The organism is Microcoleus sp. D3_18a_C4 (assembly GCF_036702415.1).
In the GTDB taxonomy this organism is placed as follows: Bacteria; Cyanobacteriota; Cyanobacteriia; order Cyanobacteriales; family Microcoleaceae; genus Microcoleus.
This window is the reverse complement of sequence record NZ_JAUBTI010000099.1, coordinates 1-24,163: the sequence shown is the minus strand read 5'-3', so window position 1 is coordinate 24,163 and position 24,163 is coordinate 1. Positions and strand designations below refer to the sequence as shown.

Genomic DNA, 24,163 nt, shown 5'->3' with positions numbered 1-24,163 from the left:
CCCCCGTGCCCGCCCCCACCCACAGATGATTTCATGGGCATTTCAGGCATCGGGACTCTTCACGAGGGTTTGCCCCTACAAGAAAATGAAACCGCCCTGCCCTCACCCCCCCCCTTACCAAGGGGGGGAAGCAATTTCAATCAAATAACCATTCGCCACCTCACCGAAAACCAGATTCAAAGTTCCTACGCCGCCCGCAATAAAGGAATTCGCGCATCCACAGGCGAAATCATTGCATTTACCGATGCAGACTGTCGCCCGGAATCTGACTGGCTGGAAAATTTAGTTAAGCCATTTGTTGACTTAGAAGTAGGAATTAGCGCTGGGGAAATACTCGCATTGCCCGGTAAAACTATTTTAGAACAACACGCCGATCGCCAAAATACTTTATCTCAAAAACATACACTCGCTCACCCTTTTTGTGCTTACGGCCAAACAGCCAACTTAGCTGTACGGAGGCTAGTTTTACAACAAATAGGATTATTTCGCCCTTACCTCAGCAGTGGCGGCGATGCGGACTTATGCTGGCGGATTTTGCGGGAAACATCCTATAAAATGTATTTTGCCGAAAATGCGATCGTCCGACACCGCCACCGTTCTACAATAAAACAGTTGCAAAGTCAATGGTATCGGTACGGCGAATCTAATAAATATTTGCACGAACTCTACGGTGTCGATTTGATGCGAGAATTCACAACAGGGGAATATTTTTACCGGCTGGCTAGGTGGCTGTTAAAGGAATTTCCCGTTGCTGCTGCCAAAAGTGCGATGGCCCAAGCCGATATGGTAGATTTGTTTAATACGCCGATCGGTCTAGTGAATGTTAGGGCAAGGTCGATGGGACAGCGCCAAGCCAAACTTCCCGCATCAGCTTGGCAGATTGAGCGGTTTTAATCGGTTTTAATATTTTAGAGCAATAAATTATTGTGCGATCGCACTTGCGATCGACAAATATTCGTTTGTACACAATCCGCCCTATATATACATATAAGTATAGTTTATCAGTACAGATAAATAAGCTGAATCCGAAATATGAAAATTTAACGCAATACTTAATATAAAATTAATAAGTCTATTCTGAAGCGCTCGGTTTGACGAGGAGAAGAAACTCAGAGGCAAACCCCAAAATTTTCTTTACTTCTGCCTTCGGGCTTTTCACTGCTGTCGTCAGCGCGTTGGGAATTATTCTCATAATTTTAAATTTTTGTAACCTTTACAAGTAATGCCAATGGCTCAAATCTTACTCCAGACCGTTTGGTTTATACCTTGCTATCCACTCATCGGCGGAGTTCTGTCGATGCTGTGGTTTCCGGCAATTACCCGTCGCACGGGGCCAAGACCATCCGGTTACGTGAACGCCATCTTAACCTTGTTCGCTTTCTTACACGGCGTCATAGCCCTGACAGCTATCTGGAACCAACCGGCACAACACCAGTTAATTCCCTGGCTGAATGTAGCAGGTTTAGACTTAACCATTCCCGTAGAAATCTCTACTGTCACCGTCGGCGCGACAGTTTTGATTACCGGACTCAACTTGCTGGCGCAGATTTATGCTTTCGGTTACATGGAAATGGACTGGGGCTGGGCGAGATTGTTTTCCCTGATGGGGCTGTTTGAAGCAGGGATGTGCGGCTTGGTACTGTGCAATTCCCTGTTCTTCAGCTACATGATTTTGGAAGTTCTGACTTTGGGTACTTACCTGCTAGTCGGGCTGTGGTTCAATCAGTCTTTGGTGGTGACAGGAGCCCGCGACGCTTTCTTAACAAAGCGGGTGGGAGATTTATTCCTGCTGATGGGAGTAGTCGCAATTCTGCCGCTGGCTGGAACTTGGAATTTTGACGAGTTGGCTGTTTGGGCTCAGACTGCAAAGCTTGACCCTACTGTAGCGACGCTGTTGAGCTTGGCTTTGATTGCCGGGCCGATGGGTAAGTGCGCTCAGTTTCCCTTGCACCTGTGGCTGGATGAAGCGATGGAAGGCCCGCTGCCGGCGACGATTTTGCGGAACACCGTAGTTGTCGAAACTGGTGCTTGGATATTGGTTAAGTTGCAGCCGGTGATTGCTTTGTCGCCGATCGGACTGAAGACAACTATTATTGTAGGCGCTGCGACGGCGGTTGGTGCTTCATTAATCGCGATCGCCCAAATTGACATCAAGCGCACGCTTTCCTATATAGTCAGCTCTTACATGGGCTTAGTATTTATCGCCGTCGGCACCGGACAAGCCCAGACAGCCCTGACATTAATATTTGCCTACAGCTTGGCAATGGGTTTGCTGGTGATGAGCATCGGTTCGGTAGTTTGGAACAGCATCACTCAGGATGTCCGCTCTCTCGGCGGTTTGTGGGCAAAGCGGCCGATATCTGCCATATCCTTTATTGTCGGTAGCGCTGGATTGGTTGGATTGCCGCCCTTCGGCTGCTTCTGGGCTTTAGAAGACTTCACATCCGGGCTTTGGCAAACTCATCCTTTGCTGTTAGGAATAGTGCTGTTTGTAAACGCCGTCACTGCTTTTGGGTTGGTGCGCGTCTTCGGTTTAGTTTTCGGCGGCAAACCAAAGCAAATGACCGAACGTTCGCCGGAAGTTCACTGGCCTTTTATCTTGCCGATGACTGTTTTAATGGGCTTTACTTTGCACGTTCCGCACTTGCTGGCTGCGTGGCATTTATTGCCGGGGGCAAGTTTGAATTATACCGCAAGTGGACTGCTAGTTTTGTCAACGGCGATCGGCATCGGTGCCGGAGCATTTGTTTACCTGAACGAAAAATGGGAAAAACCGGTGCGAATTGGTTCTCAAGCTTTGCAAGACTTTTTTGCTTACGACTTTTACACGGCAAAACTTTACCGGGTGACAGTGATATTTGCAGTCGGTCTAGTTGCTCAAGTTATCTCTTGGATCGATCGCAATATTGTTGACGGCTTCGTAAATTTAATCGGTTTTGCAACGGTTTTCGGCGGGCAAAGCCTCAAATACAACGTTAACGGTCAAACTCAGTTTTACGCCCTGACAATTCTGGTCGGCGTGGCGCTTTTGGGACTGCTGATAAGCTGGCCGCTGCTAGCTCGCCTGTCGCTGATTGTAGGCGGGTAAATAGATATAATTTTTAAGATTTTAGGTGACAATTTTAATCTAAAATCTTACAAACATGAAGTCTTGAACAAAGATTTCCAACTCGTTCCAATAAGGCAGCATAAATGACCTCAAACAACAGACAATTCAATCTTTCCCGACGCAATTCCCTCAAATTTGTCGCAGGTGCCATTGGTACAGGGATACTCGCAGCAGGAGCAGGCGCTGATTTGGCTGCACCCGAACCAGCAATTGCTCAAAATGACATGACTCCCGATGCAGCTTTGCAAAAGTTAATGAACGGGAACAAGCGGTTTGTTGAAAAAAAACGCCGAGGTTTTAACCAAAACTTATCCGATCTCGCCCAAGTTGCCATATCTCAAAAACCTTTTGCTGCTATTCTCGGCTGTTCGGATTCCCGTTTCCCTTCCGAGATTATCTTCGACCAAGGATTTGGAGATTTATTTGTCTGTCGAGTCGCCGGCAATGTGGCGACTCCCGAAGAAATTGGCAGCCTGGAATTTGGCACGTTGGTGTTGGGAGCAAAAGTGCTGATGGTAATCGGGCATAAAAGGTGCGGTGCGGTAGACGCAACCATCAAAGGAGCTCAAGTTCCCGGTCAAATTGGCAGTTTGCTCGACGCCATTAAGCCGGCCGTAGAAAGCTCGAAAAGCCAAACGGGCAATCATCTAGAAAATGCTTCAAAAGCAAATGTTATCCTGCAAACTAGAAGATTGAAAGCATCTCCAGTGATCTCTCAGTTAATTCTGGAGAATAAACTGAAAGTGGTGGGTGGCTATTACGATTTAGATACGGGTGTCATCAATAGGTTGGTTGAGTCTTAAACAGTTAACAGTTAACAGTTGACAGTTGGTAGGGGCGATGCCCCCGTGCCCGCCCCCAGAGTTAGTTGACCTGGGACAGTTGACCTGGGACAGCAAGGGGTTTTAACAGCATACAATTGACAGTTGACAATTGACAGCGAGGGGTTTGTAACAGCGAAAAATTGAAATTTGACAATTGACGCTTGATAACTATCAACTATCAACTATCAACTATCAAAGATGGACTATCCACTATCAACTATCAACTCTCAATAGATTCTTTACTCTTCACTCTTCACACATTATGCTTAGTGCCTTGCTCTGGTTGCCCGCGTTGGGCGCTGCGGTAGTCGGGTTTCTGCCCGGAAACATCAACGGGATGCGGTTGCGTTCCATTGCCTCAGCTTTTGCTGCTGTTGTTTTCCTGTTGAATATCTGGCTGCTGACTCAATTCGATCCCGCCCATGCGGGACTGCAATTTCAAGAATATTTGCCTTGGATTCCGCAATTAGGTTTGAGCTACAATTTGGGCATTGACGGCTTGTCTTTGCCGCTGCTGGTTTTAAGTGCATTGCTGACGCTATTAGTCATTTACGGCACTGGCGAAAAGATGGAGCGCCCCCAGCTTTACTACGCTTTGATTTTGCTAATCAATGCGGGTGTTGCCGGAGCTTTGATGTCTCAAAATTTGCTGCTGTTTGTACTGTTTTATGAAGTAGAATTAATTCCTTTTTATCTATTGATTGCGATTTGGGGCGGAAAGCAGCGGGAATACGCTGCCATGAAGTTTTTGATCTACACGGCAGTTTCGGGACTTTTAGTGCTAGCAGCATTTTTGGGTGTGGCTTGGCTGAGCGGTTCTTTAAATTTCGATTACAGTGCGATTACCACTCAAGAATTGCCGAGAAATCTGCAGTTAATCCTGCTCACACTTTTGCTAATTGGGTTGGGAATTAAAATTCCCTTGGTGCCGCTGCATACTTGGCTACCGGATGCTTACGTGGAAGCTTCGCCAGCAACAGCAATTTTGCTGGGAGGGATTCTGGCGAAGTTGGGAACTTACGGTTTAGTGCGGTTTGGCTTGCAGATGTTTCCCGAAACTTGGTCGATTATAGCTCCCGGTTTAGCGATTATCGGGACTGTGAGCGTGATGTACGGGGCTTTGAGCGCGATCGCCCAAAAAGACATCAAGCGCATGGTAGCCTATAGTTCGATCGGGCATATGGGCTACATCCTCGTTGCCTGCGCTGCGGGTACGAAGCTGGCATTAATCGGTGCAGTCGGGCAAATGGTAAGCCACGGCTTAATTTTAGCTTTGCTGTTTTATTTGGTAGGCATCATCGAAACCAAAGTCGGCACGCGGGATTTGGACGTACTCAACGGTTTGATGAACCCGATGCGGGGTTTACCCACTGCGAGTTCCCTGTTAGTTTTGGGCGGCATGGCAAGCGCCGGAATTCCCGGTTTGGTAGGTTTTATTGCCGAATTTTTAGTGTTTCAAGGCAGTTTCTCGATCTTTCCAATTCCAACTTTACTCTGCATTTTAGCTTCGGGTTTAACAGCAGTTTACTTTGTGATTTTGCTCAACCGCACCTGTTTTGGGAAGTTGGACAACGCCACGGCTTACTACCCTCCAGTTACCTTTGCTGAAAATATGCCGGCCCTGGTTTTGGCGGGCATCATTTTTGTGTTGGGAATTCAACCTGCTTGGCTGCTCAAGTGGAGCGAATCTACTACAAATGCGATCGTAGCCACTCTGCCGGCTGACAGAAATACCCAAGTTGCTATTAGCTATACTGGGGAAAAGTCAGCGATTGAAATCGCATCTACACAAACGAAGTCGGCCTCTGCAGACTAAGAATCTACTCGTTTCCAGGCTCTGCCTGGTAACGCAGATCCGGAGGCTCTGCCTCCAATTTTCCGGCTCGCGGGCCTGGATCTCGGTTCCCAGGTTAGAGCCTGGAAGTTAAAGAATCGCAGCTTTTTGCAATAATTCAAAATATTTAGATTCACTCAACCAAAGGAAGAAACAATGGTACAAACTCCTAATAAACCAGCAACTAAACTACCTCCTTCCAAACACGAATTTGCCGAAATAATTCACAGGCTAGAAGCTGGCGGCGCGATGATTCCAGATACGCCGGAAAATCTGATGCAAATCATCGCTATTTGGAAAGCTTACGCGGTGCCGATGGACTTTTACTGGCGGGATTTGCTTTACATCGCCGAACGAGTATTTTTACAGCCGCTTCCTTTCTTTAAATACTTTTTACCCCAAGAGTATTTAGACTTGCAAAATCACTATGCAGGCGACGGTGCAGATTTGCGGATTTGGCGCGGGACTGGAAGTGTTCACCCGGAACTTTTGGAGTTCATGGAGAAGGGTGAAACTGGTAAAATGCCGCGGCTGTTTCACCATTTGTGGCACGATCGCATTAACATGGAATTTGCCGAAGAGTGCATGAGGGCGATGCTGTGGCACCGGGGCTTGTACGTGCCGACCAATCAATTCGATCCTTATTTGGACAGTGACGAATATAAGGCTAATGCCGATCGGGCAATTAAAGCTTATTTCAAAAAAGACCCGTTCATGCTGGCACTTCACAAAGCATTTCCCGAAATGTTTTTAGAACAGTGCCGCCAAATGTCTTATTACAGCAATCTCGGTTTATTCTGGGAAGTCATGGCGCCGGTGTTTTTTGAGGTTTCCGACTTGTACGACGAAGGGAAAATTACCACAGTCCCGGAGGCGATGAATTTCCTAGTAAATGGCATATTTGCGATCGCCGGACGCCCGATTTACCACCACGTTTACATCGACGGCGAGAAGTACGAAATTATCCCCAAATCTAAAGGTTTCACTTGGCTTTACGAAGCAGCGTTACCTTACGTGGAAGCTGTATTTTATCGCACTTCGCCATTCCGAGGCACCAAATCTTACAACGCTCAAGCTAGAGAAGTTCCTGACGACCAAAAAGACTTCCACTACGGAGTGCTTTATGCAGACAAATTCCCCGTAGGTACGGCGGGGATTCCGCCGACTTTGCTAGCACAAGATATGCTGCATTTCCTGCCGCCTTATTTGAGGGATTTCTACAAACAGCGCTGTCGCGGCGAAGATGATATCCTCAATCAAATTGGGGTGACATTTCAGCGATCGATGTACTGCGTAACTTCGGCGGTGATTCAAGCGTTACGGACTGCTCTTTTGTATCCTTTAGATGACCCGAATCCAAAGCATTTGAAGGCAAATAGGGCTTTCTTTGAGTCTCAGATCGATCGCTTCTGTCGCCCGGAATACGGCATGAAATATGCTGCGAAGTTGAATAATATTCAGACTTCGGATTATAGGTAAAGGATTTTTGCCGGAGGCATCTTAGCTTCCAAGTCCGCCAGTCCGTTAGTCCGCCAGGGGTTGAAACCCCTGGCTCAAAGCTCAAGTCGGTTGAAACCGACTGGGAAAAAGGAGAGCATTTTAATCAGTTTCAAAAGTGTTATAATATTAGATTAGTTGGTATCAGAATTATTCATCTCTCTCTCTTGTTTTCCTCTGATTTCTCTGATTTCTCTGCGTTCTCTGCGGTTTAATCATTCCGATATAAAAAATAACCAATAACTATGGACAGCAAACAGCTAGCCAAATATATCGAAGCAACGGATGGGATTTCCAAACCTTGGCTGTTGGTGCAACTGCGGCTGAAAAAATTGCAAGAAAGGCGATCGGAGATTTCTGCTGAAGAGTATATGACAGAACTTACCGACATTCACAAAGATTTAATGAATCTGGGGGAATGGTGGCTGGGAATCGAGGATGAGGTGTTTTAAAATTTAATTGAAAGTTCAAGTAGGATTAAGTCGATCGCACTTTAAAATTTTTCCATCAAATCTTTTTCTTGGGCATAGACATCTCGTAGCTGTTGCAGCGCGGGCCCAGAAATGACCGATTTAACAGTAGCTACCAATTGGCCCCACTCTAGCAAGCTGTCAACGGAAACAGCTTTTTTGAACTTGTGGGTGTAAAATTTCGTCCAAAATGCTGGTGCTTGCTTGCTTTTCCAGCGTTTGTACCATCTGCCAAAATCTTGAAGTGCGATCGGCTGTACTTCTAAAATAGGGGGAAAATCGGCGTAGCTGACAAAGCGGCTGATGCCTTTGGCGTGGACGTAAACCATGTGGCGACAGCATTCGATGCGATAAATGTCCTCAACTGAGATATTGAACAGGAGTGCGACTGTTTCTTCGGTGACAAATCTCGCCAGCGGATGCAGGATGGGAGATTTATGAATTATTCTCGATTCTGCGATCGTCCGCGATTTTGACCCTTTTTCTGATATCATGGCTAGTACACCTCTGGATATGGTTAGTAGACTTCTGGATATGGCAAATGCACTTTTTGATAGAAAGAAATAATCTGTCCAGATTAGGTTTTACAGTCGATCGCCCTTTAGTTTTCCAGGCCGGGGGGCGATCGCTCTTTACATATAAAATTGTACGACGCAATTGCATCAACTGTCAAGCATGGGTTTAGTCAGGCTAAAAATTCGGGAACTAGCGGCGGAGAAGGGCTGGACGCTTAAGGAAGTATCCGATCGTTCCGGGGTAATTTATAGCACTGTCAGAAGCTATGCTCGTCGTCCTGAAATGGCAATGGTTGACTTTACTTGCCTGCGGAAGTTAGCTCGGACTTTTGATGTGATGATTGAGGACTTAGTTGAGGTTTTGGAGGAATAGGTCGATCGTCCGCGATTTTGCCGGAGTTTCTGATATCATAATAGACGCATCTCTGGATTGTAGGTGTGTACATCTTTTTGTTGTAGATGTGCAGGACAGAGATTATCTGTCCTGATTAGGTTTAATAGGCGATCGCCCTTTAGTTGTCCAGACCAGAGGCGATCGCTTTTTCAGATATCTAATATTAAACGACAGCAGATTGTCATTTGTCAAGTCAGTATGAGCAAAGGCTTAGTGAGGTTGCGGATTCGGGAGTTTGCGGCCCTGAACGGCTGGACACTTAAGGAAGTTTCCGATCGATCGGGCGTTGGTTACAGCACCATCAGAAACTACGCCCAATGTCAAGGCATGACAACCGTTAATTTTGCCTACTTGCACAGGTTGGCTCGCACGTTTGATGTAATGATTGAGGATTTGGTGGAGATTTTGGAGGAATAGGTCGATCGCCCACGATATTGACTGATTTTCTGATATCATGGTGAGCCAACCTAAGAATTGCATCCACTCTCAAGCATGGGTTTAGTAAGAATTAAAGTCAGAGAACTAGCTGCTGAGAAAGGTTGGACATTCAAGGAAGTTTCAGAACGTTCTGGGGTAATGTACAACACTGTCAAGCATTATGCTCGTTGTCCAGGGCTGACAACGGTTGATTTTACTTTGCTGCGGAAGTTAGCTCGGACTTTTGATGTGATGATTGAGGATTTGGTTGAGGTTTTGGAGGAATAGGTCGATCGGCCTTAAGTTGTCTAGACCGGGGGCGATCGCTTTTTCAGATGGAATTATCTTAAAACGCAACTGCATTATTTGTCAAGCATGGGTTTAGTCAGAGTTAAAGTGCGAGAGCTAGCGGCCGAGAGGGGCTGGACATTCAAGGAGGTGGCTGAGCGATCGGGCGTGATCTATAGCACCATAACCAGCTATGCTCGTCGTTCAGAAATATCAATGGTTGACTTTACCGCCCTGTACAAGTTAGCGCGGGCATTTGATGTGATGATTGAGGACTTGGTGGAGATTATTGAGGAATAGGTCGATCGGTCTTAAGTTGTCTAGACCGGGGGCGATCGCTTTTTTGTAGTTTTTACACTATAGCATGATTAACTGTACTTAGTCAAACATTATTGTACTTAATCGGATTGAGGATGCTAAGATCAAGGAAAGTTGTTATTAATAGTTGATTATTCTTCGTGGCTAAAACTAATACTGCGATCGCGGTCAGTTCCGCGATCAAGGAAGTCATTCAAAAACAAGCGCTAGCGACCAGACTAACTCAGAAAGAAGTAGTGTATTTGGGAATGCTGGCAATTGATGCACTCGATAAGGAAAGCCGCCAAGAGTTGGCGGACAAGGTGCATCAGATGCAGATGAATGGGGAGATTTGAAGCTGAAGAAAACCAGGTCAACAGTTTCATCTTTACCGCTAAAAGCGACTAAACATTACCTAAGGTCGATCGACTTTTGATGTCACATCAATAATCTCGGCTTCAGAAGATTGCTTGCGTATCACCTCAATTTTCTTTCTTTTGCTTTCGACGTAGAGTTGCATAGTCAAGTGGGGGCTCAAGTAAATCCACCATAGCAAAAACGGCGATATCAACTTCTGGCTTCTTCCTTGAGCAATTCGTTGCGGTGCAGCGCGGTTGTTGGGATGCTGGGGCTACCTCGGTGCTTTACGCCAACCATTGGCGATCGCCTCTGACTCTGTGCAAAACCATCTCTCACCCCTAGCTGGATCAATAACTGTTGATTCGTAATCTTCCATGCCTGGAAGGTGATAAACCTTATTGCCTGTATCGATCGAGATGTTGCCTTTGATAGTACATCCTGGTTTTGTGATCGATGTAATTGGAGAGAAAGAATGACTACGACTCAACTGCATCGTAAAAAGCACAATGACAGCCAGAATCCCAATACCAAAAACTGTTTTGAGTACACCGCGTTTCTGTGGTTTCTGCTTTGTTGGCTGATGTCGAGGTGCAACACCTTGAATTGATGCTCTAGTTGCACGTACTTTCCCGTCTGTTTCAGCAACTTGCTCGTACAAAATCGTATCTCCGACTTTTGGGCGACGACTTGCTTCCTTCAGCGCACTGATATGCAAGAAAACTTCTTTACTACCATCATCCGGTTTAATGAAGCCAAACCCCCGATCGTCTTTCCAGGTTGTCAGTTGCCCTTTATTCAGAACAGGTTTCATAAAATTGAACTTTTATTCCTGCTTAACAGACTCAGCCAACCGTTTCGCATTCTCTCGCGGGTAAACATTAATCGGACTATTGCGAATATCAGCTTCTACCATAGCCATTAGTTCATCTAAACTGAGAGTTAGAGCCTCAAGCCGTTGACAGACACCTAGAATATTTCTCATACTCTTTTGGATTACTTCACGATTGGGGAGTTTGGGTGTTTCATTCCTGGCAGGTGAAAATCTCTTTTAGCTTCCCGGATAGTGACTTCGCATCGGCGTCAACTTGTGCTTGCTCAATCGTTTGAGCTAGTAAATTCAGCATAGCAGAAAAAGCTGTTGGCTGTGATTCAGAAATCCGCAGCCGCAATGTGTAAAAGCGAGAGTAAGGATTTTTTAATAGTGGCTATTTTTTCCTGCTGTAACTTCGCTATAAAAAATATACTTCACTCTCCATCCTCAACCAACATATACAAAAAAATCCCCCGCTAGAAGGCGGGGGATTTTAGTTAATTACCTAGAAACCAGAGTTCAGAGTTACCCGAATTTCCCGGCTGTCGAGGCAATTACAAAGGCCGCGTAAGTGAGGACGTTGCCCACAGTAAAGTGAACTAAGCCAACCAAACGACCTTGGACGATCGACAAAGCAACAGGCTTGTCTTTCCAGCGAACCAAGTTAGCCAAAGGAGTGCGCTCGTGAGCCCAAACCAAAGTCTCGATCAACTCTTGCCAGTAACCTCTCCAAGAGATCAGGAACATGAAACCAGTTGCCCAAACAAGGTGTCCGAATAAGAACATCCAAGCCCAGACTGACAAGTTGTTAGTACCATACGGGTTGTAACCGTTGATCAACTGAGAAGAATACAGCCAGAGGTAATCGCGGAACCAGCCCATCAGGTAGGTAGAAGACTCATTGAACTGAGCCACGTTACCTTGCCAGATGCCCAGGTGCTTCCAGTGCCAGTAGAACGTTACCCAAGCTAGGGTATTCAACATCCAGAATACAGACAGGTACATCGCGTCCCAAGCAGAGATGTCGCAAGTACCGCCACGGCCGGGGCCGTCGCAAGGGAAAGCATAACCGAAGTCTTTTTTGTCCGGCATCAGCTTAGAACCGCGTGCATCCAGAGCGCCCTTGACCAAAATCAAGGTGGTGGTGTGCAAGCCTAGTGCGATCGCGTGGTGAACCAAGAAATCGCCAGGTCCGATCGCCAAGAACAGAGAATTAGTACCGCTGTTAATCCCGTCCAACCAGCCTGGGAGCCATACGTTGCCGTAGTTGGGCCAAGCGGTAGAAGCAATGCTGTCAGGGTTAGACAACAGCACGTCCATGCCGTAGAGAGCTTTTCCGTGAGCAGCTTGGATGAACTGTGCGAACACTGGTTCAATCAAGATTTGCTTTTCAGGAGTTCCGAAAGCAACTACAACGTCATTGTGAACGTACAAGCCGAGAGTGTGGAAGCCCAAGAACAGCGACACCCAGCTCAAGTGAGAGATAATCGCTTCTTTGTGCTGCAACACGCGATCGAGCACGTTGCCTTTGTTTGCTTCAGGATCGTAGTCCCGCACCAAGAAGATAGCTCCGTGGGCGAAAGCGCCGACCATGATGAATCCAGCAATGTACTGGTGGTGGGTGTAAAGCGCAGCCTGAGTCGTGAAGTCCTTACCTATGAAAGCGTAGGGAGGCATCGCGTACATATGCTGTGCTACCAGGGAGGTAATTACGCCCAAAGCAGCGAGGTGAAATGCCAGTTGGAAGTGCAGCGAGTTGTTGTAGGTTTCGTACAAGCCTTGGTGAGGCAAGTTGAACTGCCCTTCACTCTTGCCGCCGACCAAACCAGCCTTAGAATCCAACATCTCTTTGATGCTGTGACCGATACCGAAGTTAGTCCGGTACATATGACCGGCAACGATAAACAGAACTGCGATCGCCAAGTGGTGGTGAGCGATGTCTGTCAGCCACAGGGATTCTGTTTGAGGGTGGAAGCCGCCCAAGAAAGTCAGAATTGCGGTTCCAGCGCCTTCGGAAGTACCGAAGACATGGTTGGCTGCATCTGGATTCTCGGCGTATACGCCCCAGTTACCACTGAAGAACGGAGCCAAACCGGCCGGGTGAGGCGGGGTAGACAGGAAGTTGTCCCAACCTACGTGCTGTCCGCGAGATTCGGGGATAGCAACGTGAACCATGTGACCAGTCCAAGCCAAAGAGCTGACACCGAACAAACCAGCCAAGTGGTGGTTGAGGCGAGATTCAGCATTTTTGAACCAAGACAAGCTGGGGCGGTACTTGGGTTGGAGGTGCAACCAACCTGCGAACAGGAATACAGCGGCCAGTAGTAACAAGAAGATAGCTCCTTGATACAGGTCGGCGTTTGTCCGAATCCCTTGGGTGAACCACCAATGGTAGACACCGGAGTAAGAGATATCCACCGGGTTAGAAGCGCCCCCTTGAGTGAAAGCTTCTACTGCAGGAGCGCCGAATTGCGGGTCCCAAATCGCGTGAGCGATCGGGCGGACGTTTAGAGGGTCTTTAATCCACTGTTCAAAGTTACCTTGCCATGCTACGTGGAACAGGCTGCCCGATGTCCACAAGAAAATGATTGCTACGTGGCCGAAGTGAGAAGCAAAAATCTTTTGGTAAAGATTTTCTTCGGTCATGCCATCGTGGCTTTCAAAGTCGTGTGCTGTGGCAATCCCGTACCAGATCCGCCGTGTGGTCGGGTCTTGGGCAAGGTCTTGGCTAAATTTTGGAAATTTCGTTGCCATAAGCCTTGATTAATCCTGAATCCTGAACAAAATTGAAGGGATTCGGTTCGGAGTTTGGATTCTCTATTTGAGATTCCTCCCAAATCGAGAATCCAAAACCTAGGGGTAGTTTACCCTACCGAAATGATTCGCGCTAGGAAAAATGCCCACGTAGTGACAATTCCTCCTAGGAGGTAGTGAGCTACACCCACAGCCCGACCCTGAATAATGCTCAGAGCGCGAGGCTGAATCGACGGAGCTACCTTGAGCTTGTTGTGAGCCCAAACAATCGACTCAATCAGTTCTTGCCAGTAGCCGCGGCCGCTGAACAGGAACATCAAGCTGAAGGCGAAGACGAAGTGTCCAGCTAGGAACATCAAACCGTAGGCCGACAGTGCCGAACCGTAGGACTGAATCACCTGAGAAGCTTGCGCCCACAGGAAGTCCCGCAGCCAGCCGTTAATCGTGATCGAACTTTGTGCGAAGTTGCCGCCGGTAATGTGAGAAATTGTGCCGTCTGGCGATACTGTTCCCCACACGTCCGACTGCATTTTCCAGCTAAAGTGGAAAATCACGATCGAGATGCAGTTGTACATCCAGAACAAGCCTAGGAACACGTGATCCCAACCAGAAACTTGGCAGGTGCCGCCACGGCCGGGGCCGTCGCAAGGGAACCGGAAGCCCAAGTTGCCTTTGTCAGGAACCAAGCGAGAACTGCGTGCAAACAACACGCCCTTCAACAGAATCAGGACTGTAACGTGAATGGTGAAAGCGTGGATGTGGTGGATCATGAAATCCGCCGTACCCAACTCGATCGGCATCATCGCTACTTTGCCGGCGACTACTACTGCACCGCCGCCAAAAGCGTGGCTAACGATTTCCGTAGCATTAGGCGCTGTTGTGCCCGGAGCCAAAGCGTGGATGTTTTGCACCCACTGGGCAAATATCGGACGCAACTGAATCCCGGTATCCGAGAACAAATCTTGAGGACGACCGAAAGCGCGCATCGTGTCGTTGTGAACGTACAAACCGAAGCTGTGGAAGCCCAAGAATATACAAACCCAGTTCAGGTGGGAAATGATCGCATCTCTATGACGGATCACGCGATCGAGCAGGTTGTTGACGTTGCCGCTCGGTTCGTAGTCCCGAACCATGAAGATTGCTCCGTGAGCGGCTGCTCCAACAATCAGGAATCCGCCGATCCACATATGGTGGGTGAAGATGGACAACTGAGTCGGGTAGTCCGTCGCGATGTAGGGGTAGGGAGGCATCGCGTACATATGCTGAGCCACGATGATGCTCAAAGAGCCCATCAGTGCCAAGTTAATCGACAGTTGCGCGTGCCAAGAAGTAGTCAGGATTTCGTAGAGACCTTTGTGACCTTCACCAGTGAAGGGGCCTTTGTGGTTCTCTAGGATTTCTTTCATGCTGTGGCCGATGCCCCAGTTCGTGCGGTACATATGACCAGCGACGATGAATAGCACTGCCAAAGCTAAGTGGTGGTGTGCTGTATCAGTCAGCCACAAACCGCCTGTGGTGGGGTTCAGACCGCCTTTGAAGGTCAGGAAGTCTGTGTATGCGCCCCAGTTGAGGGTGAAGAAGGGGGTTAAACCTTTAGCGAAACTCGGGTAGATGTCAGCCATCAAGCCCGGTGTCAAAATCCACTCGTGCGGCAGGGGGATGTCGGCAACTGTTTTGATCAGCTTGCCGCCGACTGTCAGCGGTGCACCTGCATCGATCGCGTCCATGCAAGCATTGATCGGCAGAGCCACGTGAATTTGTTGTCCTGCGAAGCCCAAGCACCCGCAGCCTAACAAAACTGCCAAGTGGTGGTTCATCATCGATTCCACGTTCTGGAACCATTCCAGTTTCGGAGCGCGGACGTGATAGTGGAACCAACCGGCAAACAGCATCAAAGCTGCCATTACCAGGGCGCCGATCGCAGTGCAATATAGCTGGTATGAGTTAGTGATGCCGTTGGCGCGCCACAGTTGGAATAGACCAGAGGTGATCTGAATCCCGTGAAAGCCGCCGCCTACATCTGCATTTAAAATTTCTTGACCAAAAATCGGCCAGACCACTTGAGCGCTGGGCTTGATGGCTGTAGGATTTGTCAGCCAAGCTTCGTAATTGGAAAATTTAGCGCCGTGGAAATATGCGCCGCTCAACCATACGAAGATTACTGCCAAGTGGCCGAAGTGAGCGCTAAAGATTTTGCGCGAAACGTCTTCTAAGTCACTTGTATGACTGTCAAAGTCGTGAGCGTTAGCGTGGAGGTTCCAAATCCAAGTGGTGGTTTTTGGCCCCTTAGCTAGAGTGCGATCAAAATGACCGGGTTTTGACCACTTCTCGAAGGAAGTTGGAACCGGATTCTTATCGACTACTACCCTAGCTTTTACCTCTCGCTCTGGAGGACTAATGGTCATGAAGACTCTCCTCTCGGTAAGACAAGGAACGAGAACTGAACACTGTACCGGACACTCCCCGCGCTTGATTAGGCGGGAGATTCTCGAAAAAGCCGACACTACACGGCACTTTACTCTTTGCAGAGCTAGACGCAGGTGCATCGTCTCCCCAAGCATTTTGCTTCTGTGAAGAAGCCAGTTTCCCAGTGTCGCTAACAATGTGCCTGGGTACTGCCAACTCTTCTCGCTATCTGGAGCTGCCGATCGCGTCCTTGATTCAGACTTGATACGCCTGCTCCTTTTGAGGGAGTTTTATGAATTATAAGCTTGCTAGAGGAGTATTAATCGCTTGTTAACAATACTTAAAAAAGGCTCAATTCTTGATGTAATAACGCCTTTAAATCCCACAGTCCCTCGAAAAAGTCAAGGGGTACTGCCATTAACTTTACAAAACTCAAAGATAAGGTAATTTAGGAATACTCATTTGTAGATATATGTTTGGGAAAAAGGCTGCGGCAATTAAGAGTGGGAGAGGAGGGGTTGCCCGCTGCTGCCTCAATCCGGGTTCCTACGCGGCTTTGGAATTCCCAAGCCGGCAATTCCCCAATACTAAATTCATTTTTGGGCTATAGTTCCCTATGAGAAGGCTTCTAGGAGTATGGTTGCGTGATTGGGATCAATTGGCACAGAACGGTTGCGGGCAGGCTGCTGGCATTGTTGGCTGCAGCAATATTAATGTTGGGTTTAGCAAGTTGTGGCGCGGGCAATCCCGAATTGCCCAAACCAGGGAACAAGAGCGGCTCAGCTACCGCCCCAGTAAACAGAATCTCAGAGGTTTCTCCCCCAGAAGCCATTCAACAACTGCGTCAGGCTCTAGAAATCTACCAGCCTCAAATTAGTATTTTGAATCCAAAACCTGACGAAGTGCTTCAGGATATAAATGTGTCTGTTCAGTTCCAAGTTAAGGACTTGCCCATTTTCAAAGATGCAAACTTGGGTTTGGGCCCCCATCTGCAAGTTTTATTAGACAACCAACCTTATGCAGCAGTTTACGACATCAACCAACCTTTAACCCTCTCCGACTTAGAGCCCGGAACCCATACCCTGCAGGTGTTCGCCGCCCGCCCTTGGGAAGAAAGCTTTAAAAACGAAGGTGCCGTGGCTCAAACCACCTTTCACATTTTTACCAAAACAGACGACAACAATCCCGATCGAACATTGCCCCTATTAACGTACAACAGCCCCCAAGGCAGCTACGGGGCAGAACCCATCCTGCTCGACTTTTACTTGACAAATGCCCCCCCGCACGAAGTGGCGCAAGAAAATGCCCAAGATGAAATACTCGATTGGAAAATTCGAGCCACAGTCAACGGCGAAAGCTTTGCGATCGACCAGTGGCAACCTATATATCTTAAAGGATTCAAACCAGGCAAAAACTGGGTACAGCTAGAATTAATTGACGAGCGGGGAAATATCGTCAAAAACGCCTTTAATAATACAGTCAGACTGATAAATTTCCAGCCGCTTGGCCAAGAGCCTCTTTCTAAATTAGTGCGGGGCGAACTAACAGCCGCAGAAACTCGCAGTATAGTCGATCGCACCTACCAAGCCCCCGCACCCACACCAACCCCAACCCCCGAACCGACACCGACACCTGCATTAGAAAAAACACCAGTTGTCCAACCCTCACCAGCGGTTCCAGAAACCCCTGTTACCCAACCGAGCTTAGAGCCAACAGTCGCTCCCGAAATTGCTCCCATTCAAGTAATAGAACCGACACCGACAGCAACCCCCCAACTCGAAGCGCCGAAAATTGTAGAACCAATTCAAGTAATACAACCGACGCCGACAGCAACCCCCCAACTCGAAGCGCCGAAAATTGTAGAACCAGTTCAAGTAATAGAACCGACACCGACAGCAACTCCACAGTTAGAAACCCCGAAAGTTGTTGCACCAGTTAAAATAATAGAACCGACCCCAACAGCATCTCCCCAAACAAAAAAACAGGAATATAAAGGATACTACAATCGTTTCCGCAACTTCTTGCGTGAAGAACAGCAACCTGCTAATCCTTCAGAGCCACCAACCCTGCCAGAAATAACAGGAAAAGCTCCAGTACCAAAAGTAGTTGCTCCCGCGATACCAGAACAGTCTCCCAATCTTGTACCGCCAACGCCACCAGTTGCCGCTGAAACTCCTAACCAGCCAACCAGCGAATTAGCCCCTCCCGAAACAACAGTTTCCGAACCAGAAAATCCTCCCAAATCAGAACAAAAAGTCGAATTTGCCACCTAACAAAAACTTTCTGGGCTTCGTGGCATGGGCGTCCCGCCCGTGCTCCAGTAGAATTTTCCACCTAACAAAAACTTTCTGGGCTTAGTGGCATGGGTGTCTCGCCCGTGTTCCATCTGCGGTCAAAAATCAAAAATTAGGACACTAAAAAATGACCTACCTCGAAACAGCAGCCAAATTCTACAGCGATGTTGCCGAAACACCCCAAATCGGACTTTGCTGCGTCCAAAGCAGTCCCTTGCAATTGCCAGGATTAAAAATTCCCGAACAAATGCAAGAAATGAATTACGGCTGCGGCACAACCGTTCACGCCGCCGAACTCGTCGGCAATCCCTTCGTGCTTTATGTAGGCGTCGGCGGCGGCTTGGAAGCACTACAATTTGCATATTTTTCTAGACACAAAGGAGCGGTTATTGCCGTCGATCCGGTTCCAGCAATGCGAGATGCTGCTGCACGAAACTTGCAACTAGCCGCCCACGAAAATGATTGGTTCGATCCGAGTTTTGTGGAAATTTGTGAAGGCGATGCTTTTGCCTTGCCGGTGCCGGATGCTTCTGTAGATGTGGTCGCCCAAAACTGCTTGTTTAATATCTTTGAACCAGCGGATTTAGCTAAAGCATTAAAAGAGACTTATCGGGTGTTAAAACCGGGTGGCAGATTGTTGATGAGCGATCCGATCGCAACTCGCCCCATTCCGCAGCATTTGAAAGAAGACCAACGCTTGCGGGCCTTGTGTTTGTCCGGCGCTTTGACATACGCAGAATACGTTCAACACCTTGTAGACGTAGGTTTTGGGCAAGTCGAAGTGCGGGCGCGCCGTCCTTACCGATTGCTGGATAAACACAATTATCAATTGGATGCAGATTTGCTGTTAGAAAGCCTGGATTCGGTGTCTTTCAAAGTGGATGTACCGGATGATGGAGCTTGCATTTTCACTGGCAAGACGGCGATTTATACGGGGTCTGAAGAGCTGTTTGATGACGGGGCAGGTCACGTTTTGCAGCGGGGAGTTCCGGCGGCGGTGTGCGATAAAACTGCTGGGAAGTTGGGGGGATTAATGCCGGATAAGGTGTTAATTACTGATTCGACTTGGCATTATAACGGCGGCGGTTGCTGTTAGATTTTGTGTGGTTAAGTCGATCGCAAGTGCGATCGAACCGACAAAAATTAACGGTGTTTTGGTTATTTTGGACAATTACAGCCGGGAAAAGCAAGGATAAAATTGGGGATCAGCAAGATGGGCGAATTTCTGAAGCTGTTAATTTTGGGGTTCGTCAGATAGAATTTACAAGGGTAGCGACATCTACCCGTTCTTGGATTAGAGATACTGGTATACTACGATCGACAGTTAGTTATTTAATAATTTGTAGTCATGGTAAATATGTCAAGCATCTCCAACATGGCCTCTGAAGTGGAAAGTGACTTTCTGGGAGAGATTGATAACCTTGACAGGCAATTACACGATCGCTTTCAAGACAAGTTTGTAGTCCAGCCCTCGCTTACCCGACTTTTGGTTAGTTTTCAGGCTAACAAAACTAGACCCATTTATAGGTGGTACAAGTATAAGGAAGCTTTCTCCGCTTCTCTGGTAGAGTTCTTATTCCAAAAATATCAAGTCATTCAAGGCAAAATTTTAGATCCTTTTACAGGTAGTGGAACTGCTTTATTTGCTGCTAGCGACTTGGGAATAGATGGTGAGGGAATTGAATTATTACCTATTGGTCAACATATAATTAATACCAAAATTATTTTAGACACTGCCTTCACTATTGATGATTTTCAGCGGCTAAAGACATGGTTTAATTTGCAAATATGGAAACAATTTCAAAACCCAGTCACTCTGCCAGAATTGAGAATCACTAAAGGGGCTTACTCCGAAGAAACTAAAATAGAAATTGAGCAATATCTTGGAGCTTGTTATCAAGAAAATACCAAGGTTCAATCAGTTTTACTTTTGACTTTACTGTGTGTTTTAGAATCCGTAAGCTATACACGCAAAGATGGACAGTATCTTCGTTGGGATTACCGTTCGGGTCATGGCACGTCAAAGAAGTCCTTCAATAAAGGTGAGGTTCTGGAGTTCAGTCAAGCTATTATCAAAAAATTCAATGAACTTGTTAACGACTTAGAACCTCCTACACAACAACTTGAGCTTTTTCAAACTCTGAATAATCAACAAGGCAAAATTAATTTGCATCAAGGTTCTTGTCTGAAGATAATGCCCGATTTGCCGGACTCTACATACGATGCAATCATCACATCTCCCCCCTACTGCAATCGATATGACTATACTCGCACCTATGCACTAGAGCTAGCTTTACTAGGAACTTCTGAAAAGGAATTAATTAATCTGCGTCAGGAAATGCTAAGTTGTACGGTTGAGAATCACCCCAAAGATTTATTGGCTATCAATCCGGCTTGGGAAGTAGCTTTAAGTATTGCTAATTCGCAAACTCTCTTGCAGGCTATCTTAAGATATTTGGACAGCCAAAAGTCACAGGGTATATTGAACAACAATGGTATACCAAGAATGGTAAGAGGATATTTCTATGAAATGGCTTGCGTAATACAAGAAAGCTTTCGTATCCTTAAACCCGGGGCATTTTTGTTTATGGTTAATGACAATGTGCGCTACGCAGGTATAAGCATTTCAGTGGACATGATTCTTTCTGATTTTGCTGAAAAACTCGGCTTTATTACGGAAAATATTCTCGTCTTACCAGGTGATAAGGGGAATAGTAGTCAACAGATGGGAAACTATGGACGCGCTCCTTTGAGGAAGTGCGTTTATGTATGGAAAAAACAATAACTGGATACCTATGTGTGCTTATCGTAACCACCTTCAATCCAGTGACGATCTTGTCACCACCTATGAAGACACTCGTGCGGGTTTTGTGGCACTTGCCCTTGAAAAAAATCGACGCGCTACCCCTTACCTCGCCCAAGCAAGAGCACTTCAAGAAGCTGCGGGTCAAGCTGAAAGTCCTGCTGATTTGTTAAATGTTAAGGGCATTGAAATGGGATTGTTGACGGCTGCAGGATTATCTGACAAGTCTCTTGCTCATTTGATGCCAAAGGATAAGAGTGAAGCTATCAATGGTCTAATCAGGAATTTTCTTGAGCCAGCAGGCACAAGTTTTGTGGAGGAATTGGTCTTTAGATTTCTACTGACTCGTGGTGACACGCTTGGTGGCTCCATGCGTAATGTTGGCGGAGCATTGGCACAAAGAAAACTAACTCGTGCTATCCTCTCGACTCTCACAATTGCTAGTAAGAAATATTATTGGCAAGACTCAAAGACAAAAAAGTGGATAGCCATGACAAATGATGACACAGAAATTGAGTTGTCTTTACGTGGGATAAGTTGGGAGAGCGAGCTAGGTAATCGCACATTGATTTATAACCTAACTGTTCCACTTGTCAGGAGCAATGTGGATTTGTGTTTATTTAATCTTGCCCCGACGGAGTTGGTAGCTAATAAATCCAGCGCAATTGAGCCATCTATCGTGGCACCTTATGTTATTGCATTGGGCGAACTTAAAGGTGGAATCGATCCTGCAGGTGCAGATGAGCATTGGAAAACGGCACAAGCGGCCCTAAATCGCATACGCGAAGCATTTTCCACAGTTGGACACTCACCTCTGACTTTCTTTGTGGGCTCGGCAGTTGCAAGAAGGATGGCGGGTGAAATCTGGCATCAACTGGAAAACGGGACTCTCAGTAATGCTGCAAATCTGAATCAGGAGAATCAAGTTGCATCTATTTCTCGTTGGTTATGTAATTTATAAAAGCAACAACCGTTTTGACTCCGTGTCGGTTTTACCATCCTCCGTCGCCCCCCTCTTGTGCCACAGCCATCTTCGCTGTCTCCAAAAACCCTGGTTTAACCCGCTTTCCCCCCATCCTGCCAAACTTCCCGCTAAATTAAAGAAGTAAAAAAATCATTCACATCCTACCCAGGAGATGCCATGCCCCGCGTCAGAGCACCAGAATTCCCCGGAAACTACCCCTGGCTGAACACCGAAAAACCTTTATCCATTGAATCTTTAAAAGGGCGCGTCGTCCTCCTCGACTTCTGGACGTACTGCTGCATCAACTGCTTGCACGTCCTCCCAGACTTAAAATACCTCGAACAAAAATATAAAGATTCCCTCACGGTTATCGGCGTTCACTCGGCTAAATTTGAAAACGAAAAAGAAGTAGAAAACATCCGCCAAGCTATCCTCCGCTACGATATCGAACATCCTGTAATCGTTGACAGCGGCATGAAAGTTTGGCAAAGCTACGCGGTTCGCGCTTGGCCGACTTTAATGGTGATCGATCCTGAAAGTTATGTCGTCGGCTTTGTTTCGGGCGAAGGCAATAGAGAAGCACTAGACGAGTTAGTTGGCAAGTTAATTGCTGAATACAAAGATAAAAATGCGCTCAACTTTAAAGAACTCCGTTTTAGCTTAGAAAAACAGCGCAAACCTGTATCAACACCGCTGGCTTTCCCCGGTAAAGTGCTGGCATTTGCGATCGCTGCAACGGAGGCAAAACAGCTTCACCAACAGGGCGCGCTTTTGGGCGAAATGAGTCAGGAAAATGAATCTGTAGATGAAACTGTATTGCCGGGGCCTGCTAATTCAGTCATCCAAAACTTAGTCGGTTCTTGCTTATTTATTGCCGATTCCGGCCACAATAGGATTGTTGTCAGCACCCTCGAAGGTGAGGTGCTGCACGTTATCGGTAGCGGTAAACCGGGTTTAACTGATGGGAACTTTGAAGAGGCTGAGTTTTTTGCACCTCAAGGTATGGCTTTTGATGCAGAAAGTCAAATTCTATATGTTGCTGATACGGAAAATCATGCTGTCAGAAAGATTGATTTTACGACTCAACGGGTAGAAACTGTTGCTGGTACCGGCGAACAAAGTCACGAAATTGCACCCCGCAGCGGCAAGGGTTTAGAAACGCAATTGAATTCGCCTTGGGATTTAGAAAGAGTTGGAAATAGACTTTTTATTGCAATGGCGGGTTCCCACCAAATTTGGGAAATGCAGTTAGACACTGGCACGATCGCCACTTATGCAGGTATTGGCCGAGAATCCTGTGTTGACGGAAGTCTTGCAGAATCTGCTTTTTCTCAGCCCAGCGGCCTGTCTACGGATCGATCGGAGTTGTTTGTTGCTGACAGCGAAATTAGTTCGATTCGCGCTGTGGGTATTGATGAAGACCCCAAGGTGCGTACAGTCTGCGGTAGCGGTGAATTGTTTGGTTTTGGGGATAAAGATGGTCGCGCTGAGGAGGTAAGGTTGCAGCACTGTTTGGGTGTTGAATACGCTCAAAATTACCTCTGGGTGGCTGATACTTACAATCACAAAATTAAGCGGATCGACCACCGGGGCGGTACGTGCAGAACGATGATTGGAGATGGTACTGCAGGTTTGGTTGATGCTAAAGGTCTCAAGGCTCGATTTTTTGAACCTTCAGGGTTGAGTGCGATCGGGCCTCATTTGTTTGTTGCTGATACGAACAATCATGTAATTCGGAGAATTGAGTTGGATACGCTGGAAGTCACAACTTTGGATTTCCCCAGTTTGTGCGCCCCGGATGTTTGTCTTCCTGATTAAGTCGATCGACCTTTTTGACATCAGGCACGGGTCTCAATTCTCATGATTGCCAGATTGATTGTGGTAAAGTAGGGTGCTCTTCGGCGCACCTTACCACAATTTTCAAGCCAAGTAAGTTAACCTAATTATTCGCGGTGAGTGCAGTGCCTCACCCGCAATTCACTCCTGGATGGAGAACCTATATATTTAGGGTGTACGGCCAAAGAACACCTAACCGATATAAGGAATGAAAATTAAATAACTTCCACTCTTGAAAGTGGGATGGGCGTCCCGCCCGTCCTTTTTGGACGGGCGGGACGCCCATCCCA

Annotated in this window: 21 protein-coding genes; 16 read left to right on the top strand and 5 right to left on the bottom strand. The window is 47.1% G+C overall.

All coding sequences use genetic code 11. From position 1 onward, the window contains the following. The first annotated feature begins 33 nt into the window (after window positions 1-33). The 6 genes from QUB16_RS27400 (at window position 34) to QUB16_RS27375 (ending at window position 7,716) form a co-directional block, all read left to right on the top strand. Window positions 34-894, top strand: a complete 861-nt coding sequence (locus QUB16_RS27400; RefSeq protein ID WP_333321049.1) for a glycosyltransferase — start codon at window positions 34-36, stop codon at window positions 892-894. A 334-nt stretch (window positions 895-1,228) separates the two neighbouring features. Then, window positions 1,229-3,088: an NAD(P)H-quinone oxidoreductase subunit F gene (locus tag QUB16_RS27395; protein ID WP_333321045.1), complete on the top strand. Its 1,860-nt coding sequence runs from the start codon at window positions 1,229-1,231 to the stop codon at window positions 3,086-3,088. 104 nt (window positions 3,089-3,192) lie between these two features. Beyond that, window positions 3,193-3,912 (top strand): carbonic anhydrase, encoded by a 720-nt coding sequence (locus QUB16_RS27390; protein ID WP_333321043.1) that lies wholly within the window; start codon window positions 3,193-3,195, stop codon window positions 3,910-3,912. Window positions 3,913-4,195: 283 nt separating this feature from the next. Continuing rightward, complete coding sequence (locus QUB16_RS27385) at window positions 4,196-5,749, top strand: NADH-quinone oxidoreductase subunit M (RefSeq protein ID WP_333321047.1); 1,554 nt, start codon at window positions 4,196-4,198, stop codon at window positions 5,747-5,749. 174 nt (window positions 5,750-5,923) lie between these two features. After that, window positions 5,924-7,246 carry a CO2 hydration protein gene (locus tag QUB16_RS27380; protein WP_333321041.1) on the top strand — a complete coding sequence of 441 codons (1,323 nt, stop codon included), beginning with the start codon at window positions 5,924-5,926 and terminating at the stop codon, window positions 7,244-7,246. 263 nt (window positions 7,247-7,509) lie between these two features. After that, a complete protein-coding gene (locus QUB16_RS27375) occupies window positions 7,510-7,716 on the top strand; it encodes a hypothetical protein (RefSeq protein WP_333055353.1) in 207 nt (68 codons plus the stop codon). A 41-nt stretch (window positions 7,717-7,757) separates the two neighbouring features. On the opposite strand, the gene QUB16_RS27370 is transcribed toward QUB16_RS27375, so the two are convergent. Then, window positions 7,758-8,228: a hypothetical protein gene (locus tag QUB16_RS27370; RefSeq protein WP_333321039.1), complete on the bottom strand. Its 471-nt coding sequence runs from the start codon at window positions 8,226-8,228 to the stop codon at window positions 7,758-7,760. A gap of 181 nt (window positions 8,229-8,409) precedes the next feature. On the opposite strand from QUB16_RS27370, the gene QUB16_RS27365 reads away from it, so the two are divergent. The 5 genes from QUB16_RS27365 (at window position 8,410) to QUB16_RS27345 (ending at window position 10,001) form a co-directional block, all read left to right on the top strand. Next, window positions 8,410-8,622, top strand: a complete 213-nt coding sequence (locus QUB16_RS27365; RefSeq protein WP_006631307.1) for a helix-turn-helix domain-containing protein — start codon at window positions 8,410-8,412, stop codon at window positions 8,620-8,622. 219 nt (window positions 8,623-8,841) lie between these two features. Further along, entirely contained in the window at window positions 8,842-9,060 is a 219-nt protein-coding gene (locus QUB16_RS27360) for a helix-turn-helix transcriptional regulator (protein WP_333321037.1), read from the top strand. A 75-nt stretch (window positions 9,061-9,135) separates the two neighbouring features. Then, a complete protein-coding gene (locus QUB16_RS27355; protein ID WP_242717445.1) occupies window positions 9,136-9,348 on the top strand; it encodes a helix-turn-helix domain-containing protein in 213 nt (70 codons plus the stop codon). A gap of 87 nt (window positions 9,349-9,435) precedes the next feature. After that, window positions 9,436-9,648 (top strand): helix-turn-helix domain-containing protein, encoded by a 213-nt coding sequence (locus QUB16_RS27350; protein ID WP_006631308.1) that lies wholly within the window; start codon window positions 9,436-9,438, stop codon window positions 9,646-9,648. A 158-nt stretch (window positions 9,649-9,806) separates the two neighbouring features. After that, window positions 9,807-10,001, top strand: a complete 195-nt coding sequence (locus QUB16_RS27345) for a hypothetical protein (protein WP_333140510.1) — start codon at window positions 9,807-9,809, stop codon at window positions 9,999-10,001. Window positions 10,002-10,276: 275 nt separating this feature from the next. On the opposite strand, the gene QUB16_RS27340 is transcribed toward QUB16_RS27345, so the two are convergent. The 4 genes from QUB16_RS27340 to psaA form a co-directional block, all read right to left on the bottom strand. Beyond that, complete coding sequence (locus QUB16_RS27340) at window positions 10,277-10,816, bottom strand: cold shock domain-containing protein (RefSeq protein WP_333321035.1); 540 nt, start codon at window positions 10,814-10,816, stop codon at window positions 10,277-10,279. A 12-nt stretch (window positions 10,817-10,828) separates the two neighbouring features. Further along, entirely contained in the window at window positions 10,829-10,987 is a 159-nt protein-coding gene (locus QUB16_RS27335) for a hypothetical protein (protein ID WP_333321033.1), read from the bottom strand. A 354-nt stretch (window positions 10,988-11,341) separates the two neighbouring features. After that, complete coding sequence (gene psaB, locus QUB16_RS27330) at window positions 11,342-13,570, bottom strand: photosystem I core protein PsaB (protein ID WP_333140504.1); 2,229 nt, start codon at window positions 13,568-13,570, stop codon at window positions 11,342-11,344. Window positions 13,571-13,680: 110 nt separating this feature from the next. After that, window positions 13,681-15,975 carry a photosystem I core protein PsaA gene (gene psaA, locus QUB16_RS27325; protein WP_333321031.1) on the bottom strand — a complete coding sequence of 765 codons (2,295 nt, stop codon included), beginning with the start codon at window positions 15,973-15,975 and terminating at the stop codon, window positions 13,681-13,683. A 645-nt stretch (window positions 15,976-16,620) separates the two neighbouring features. On the opposite strand from psaA, the gene QUB16_RS27320 reads away from it, so the two are divergent. The 5 genes from QUB16_RS27320 (at window position 16,621) to QUB16_RS27300 (ending at window position 23,855) form a co-directional block, all read left to right on the top strand. Next, on the top strand, window positions 16,621-18,249 hold the full coding sequence (locus QUB16_RS27320) for a hypothetical protein (protein WP_333321030.1): 1,629 nt from the start codon (window positions 16,621-16,623) through the stop codon (window positions 18,247-18,249). A 148-nt stretch (window positions 18,250-18,397) separates the two neighbouring features. Beyond that, the gene (gene arsM, locus QUB16_RS27315) at window positions 18,398-19,366 is read left to right on the top strand and encodes an arsenosugar biosynthesis arsenite methyltransferase ArsM (protein WP_333321028.1); all 969 of its coding nucleotides are present in this window, start codon (window positions 18,398-18,400) and stop codon (window positions 19,364-19,366) included. Between the two features lie 261 nt (window positions 19,367-19,627). Further along, entirely contained in the window at window positions 19,628-21,055 is a 1,428-nt protein-coding gene (locus QUB16_RS27310) for a site-specific DNA-methyltransferase (RefSeq protein WP_333321026.1), read from the top strand. Next, a complete protein-coding gene (locus QUB16_RS27305) occupies window positions 21,036-22,034 on the top strand; it encodes a type II restriction endonuclease (RefSeq protein ID WP_333321024.1) in 999 nt (332 codons plus the stop codon). The genes QUB16_RS27310 and QUB16_RS27305 overlap by 20 nt, the downstream gene beginning before the upstream one ends. Before the next feature lie 180 nt (window positions 22,035-22,214). Further along, on the top strand, window positions 22,215-23,855 hold the full coding sequence (locus tag QUB16_RS27300) for a thioredoxin-like domain-containing protein (protein WP_333321022.1): 1,641 nt from the start codon (window positions 22,215-22,217) through the stop codon (window positions 23,853-23,855). Window positions 23,856-24,163: the final 308 nt, after the last annotated feature.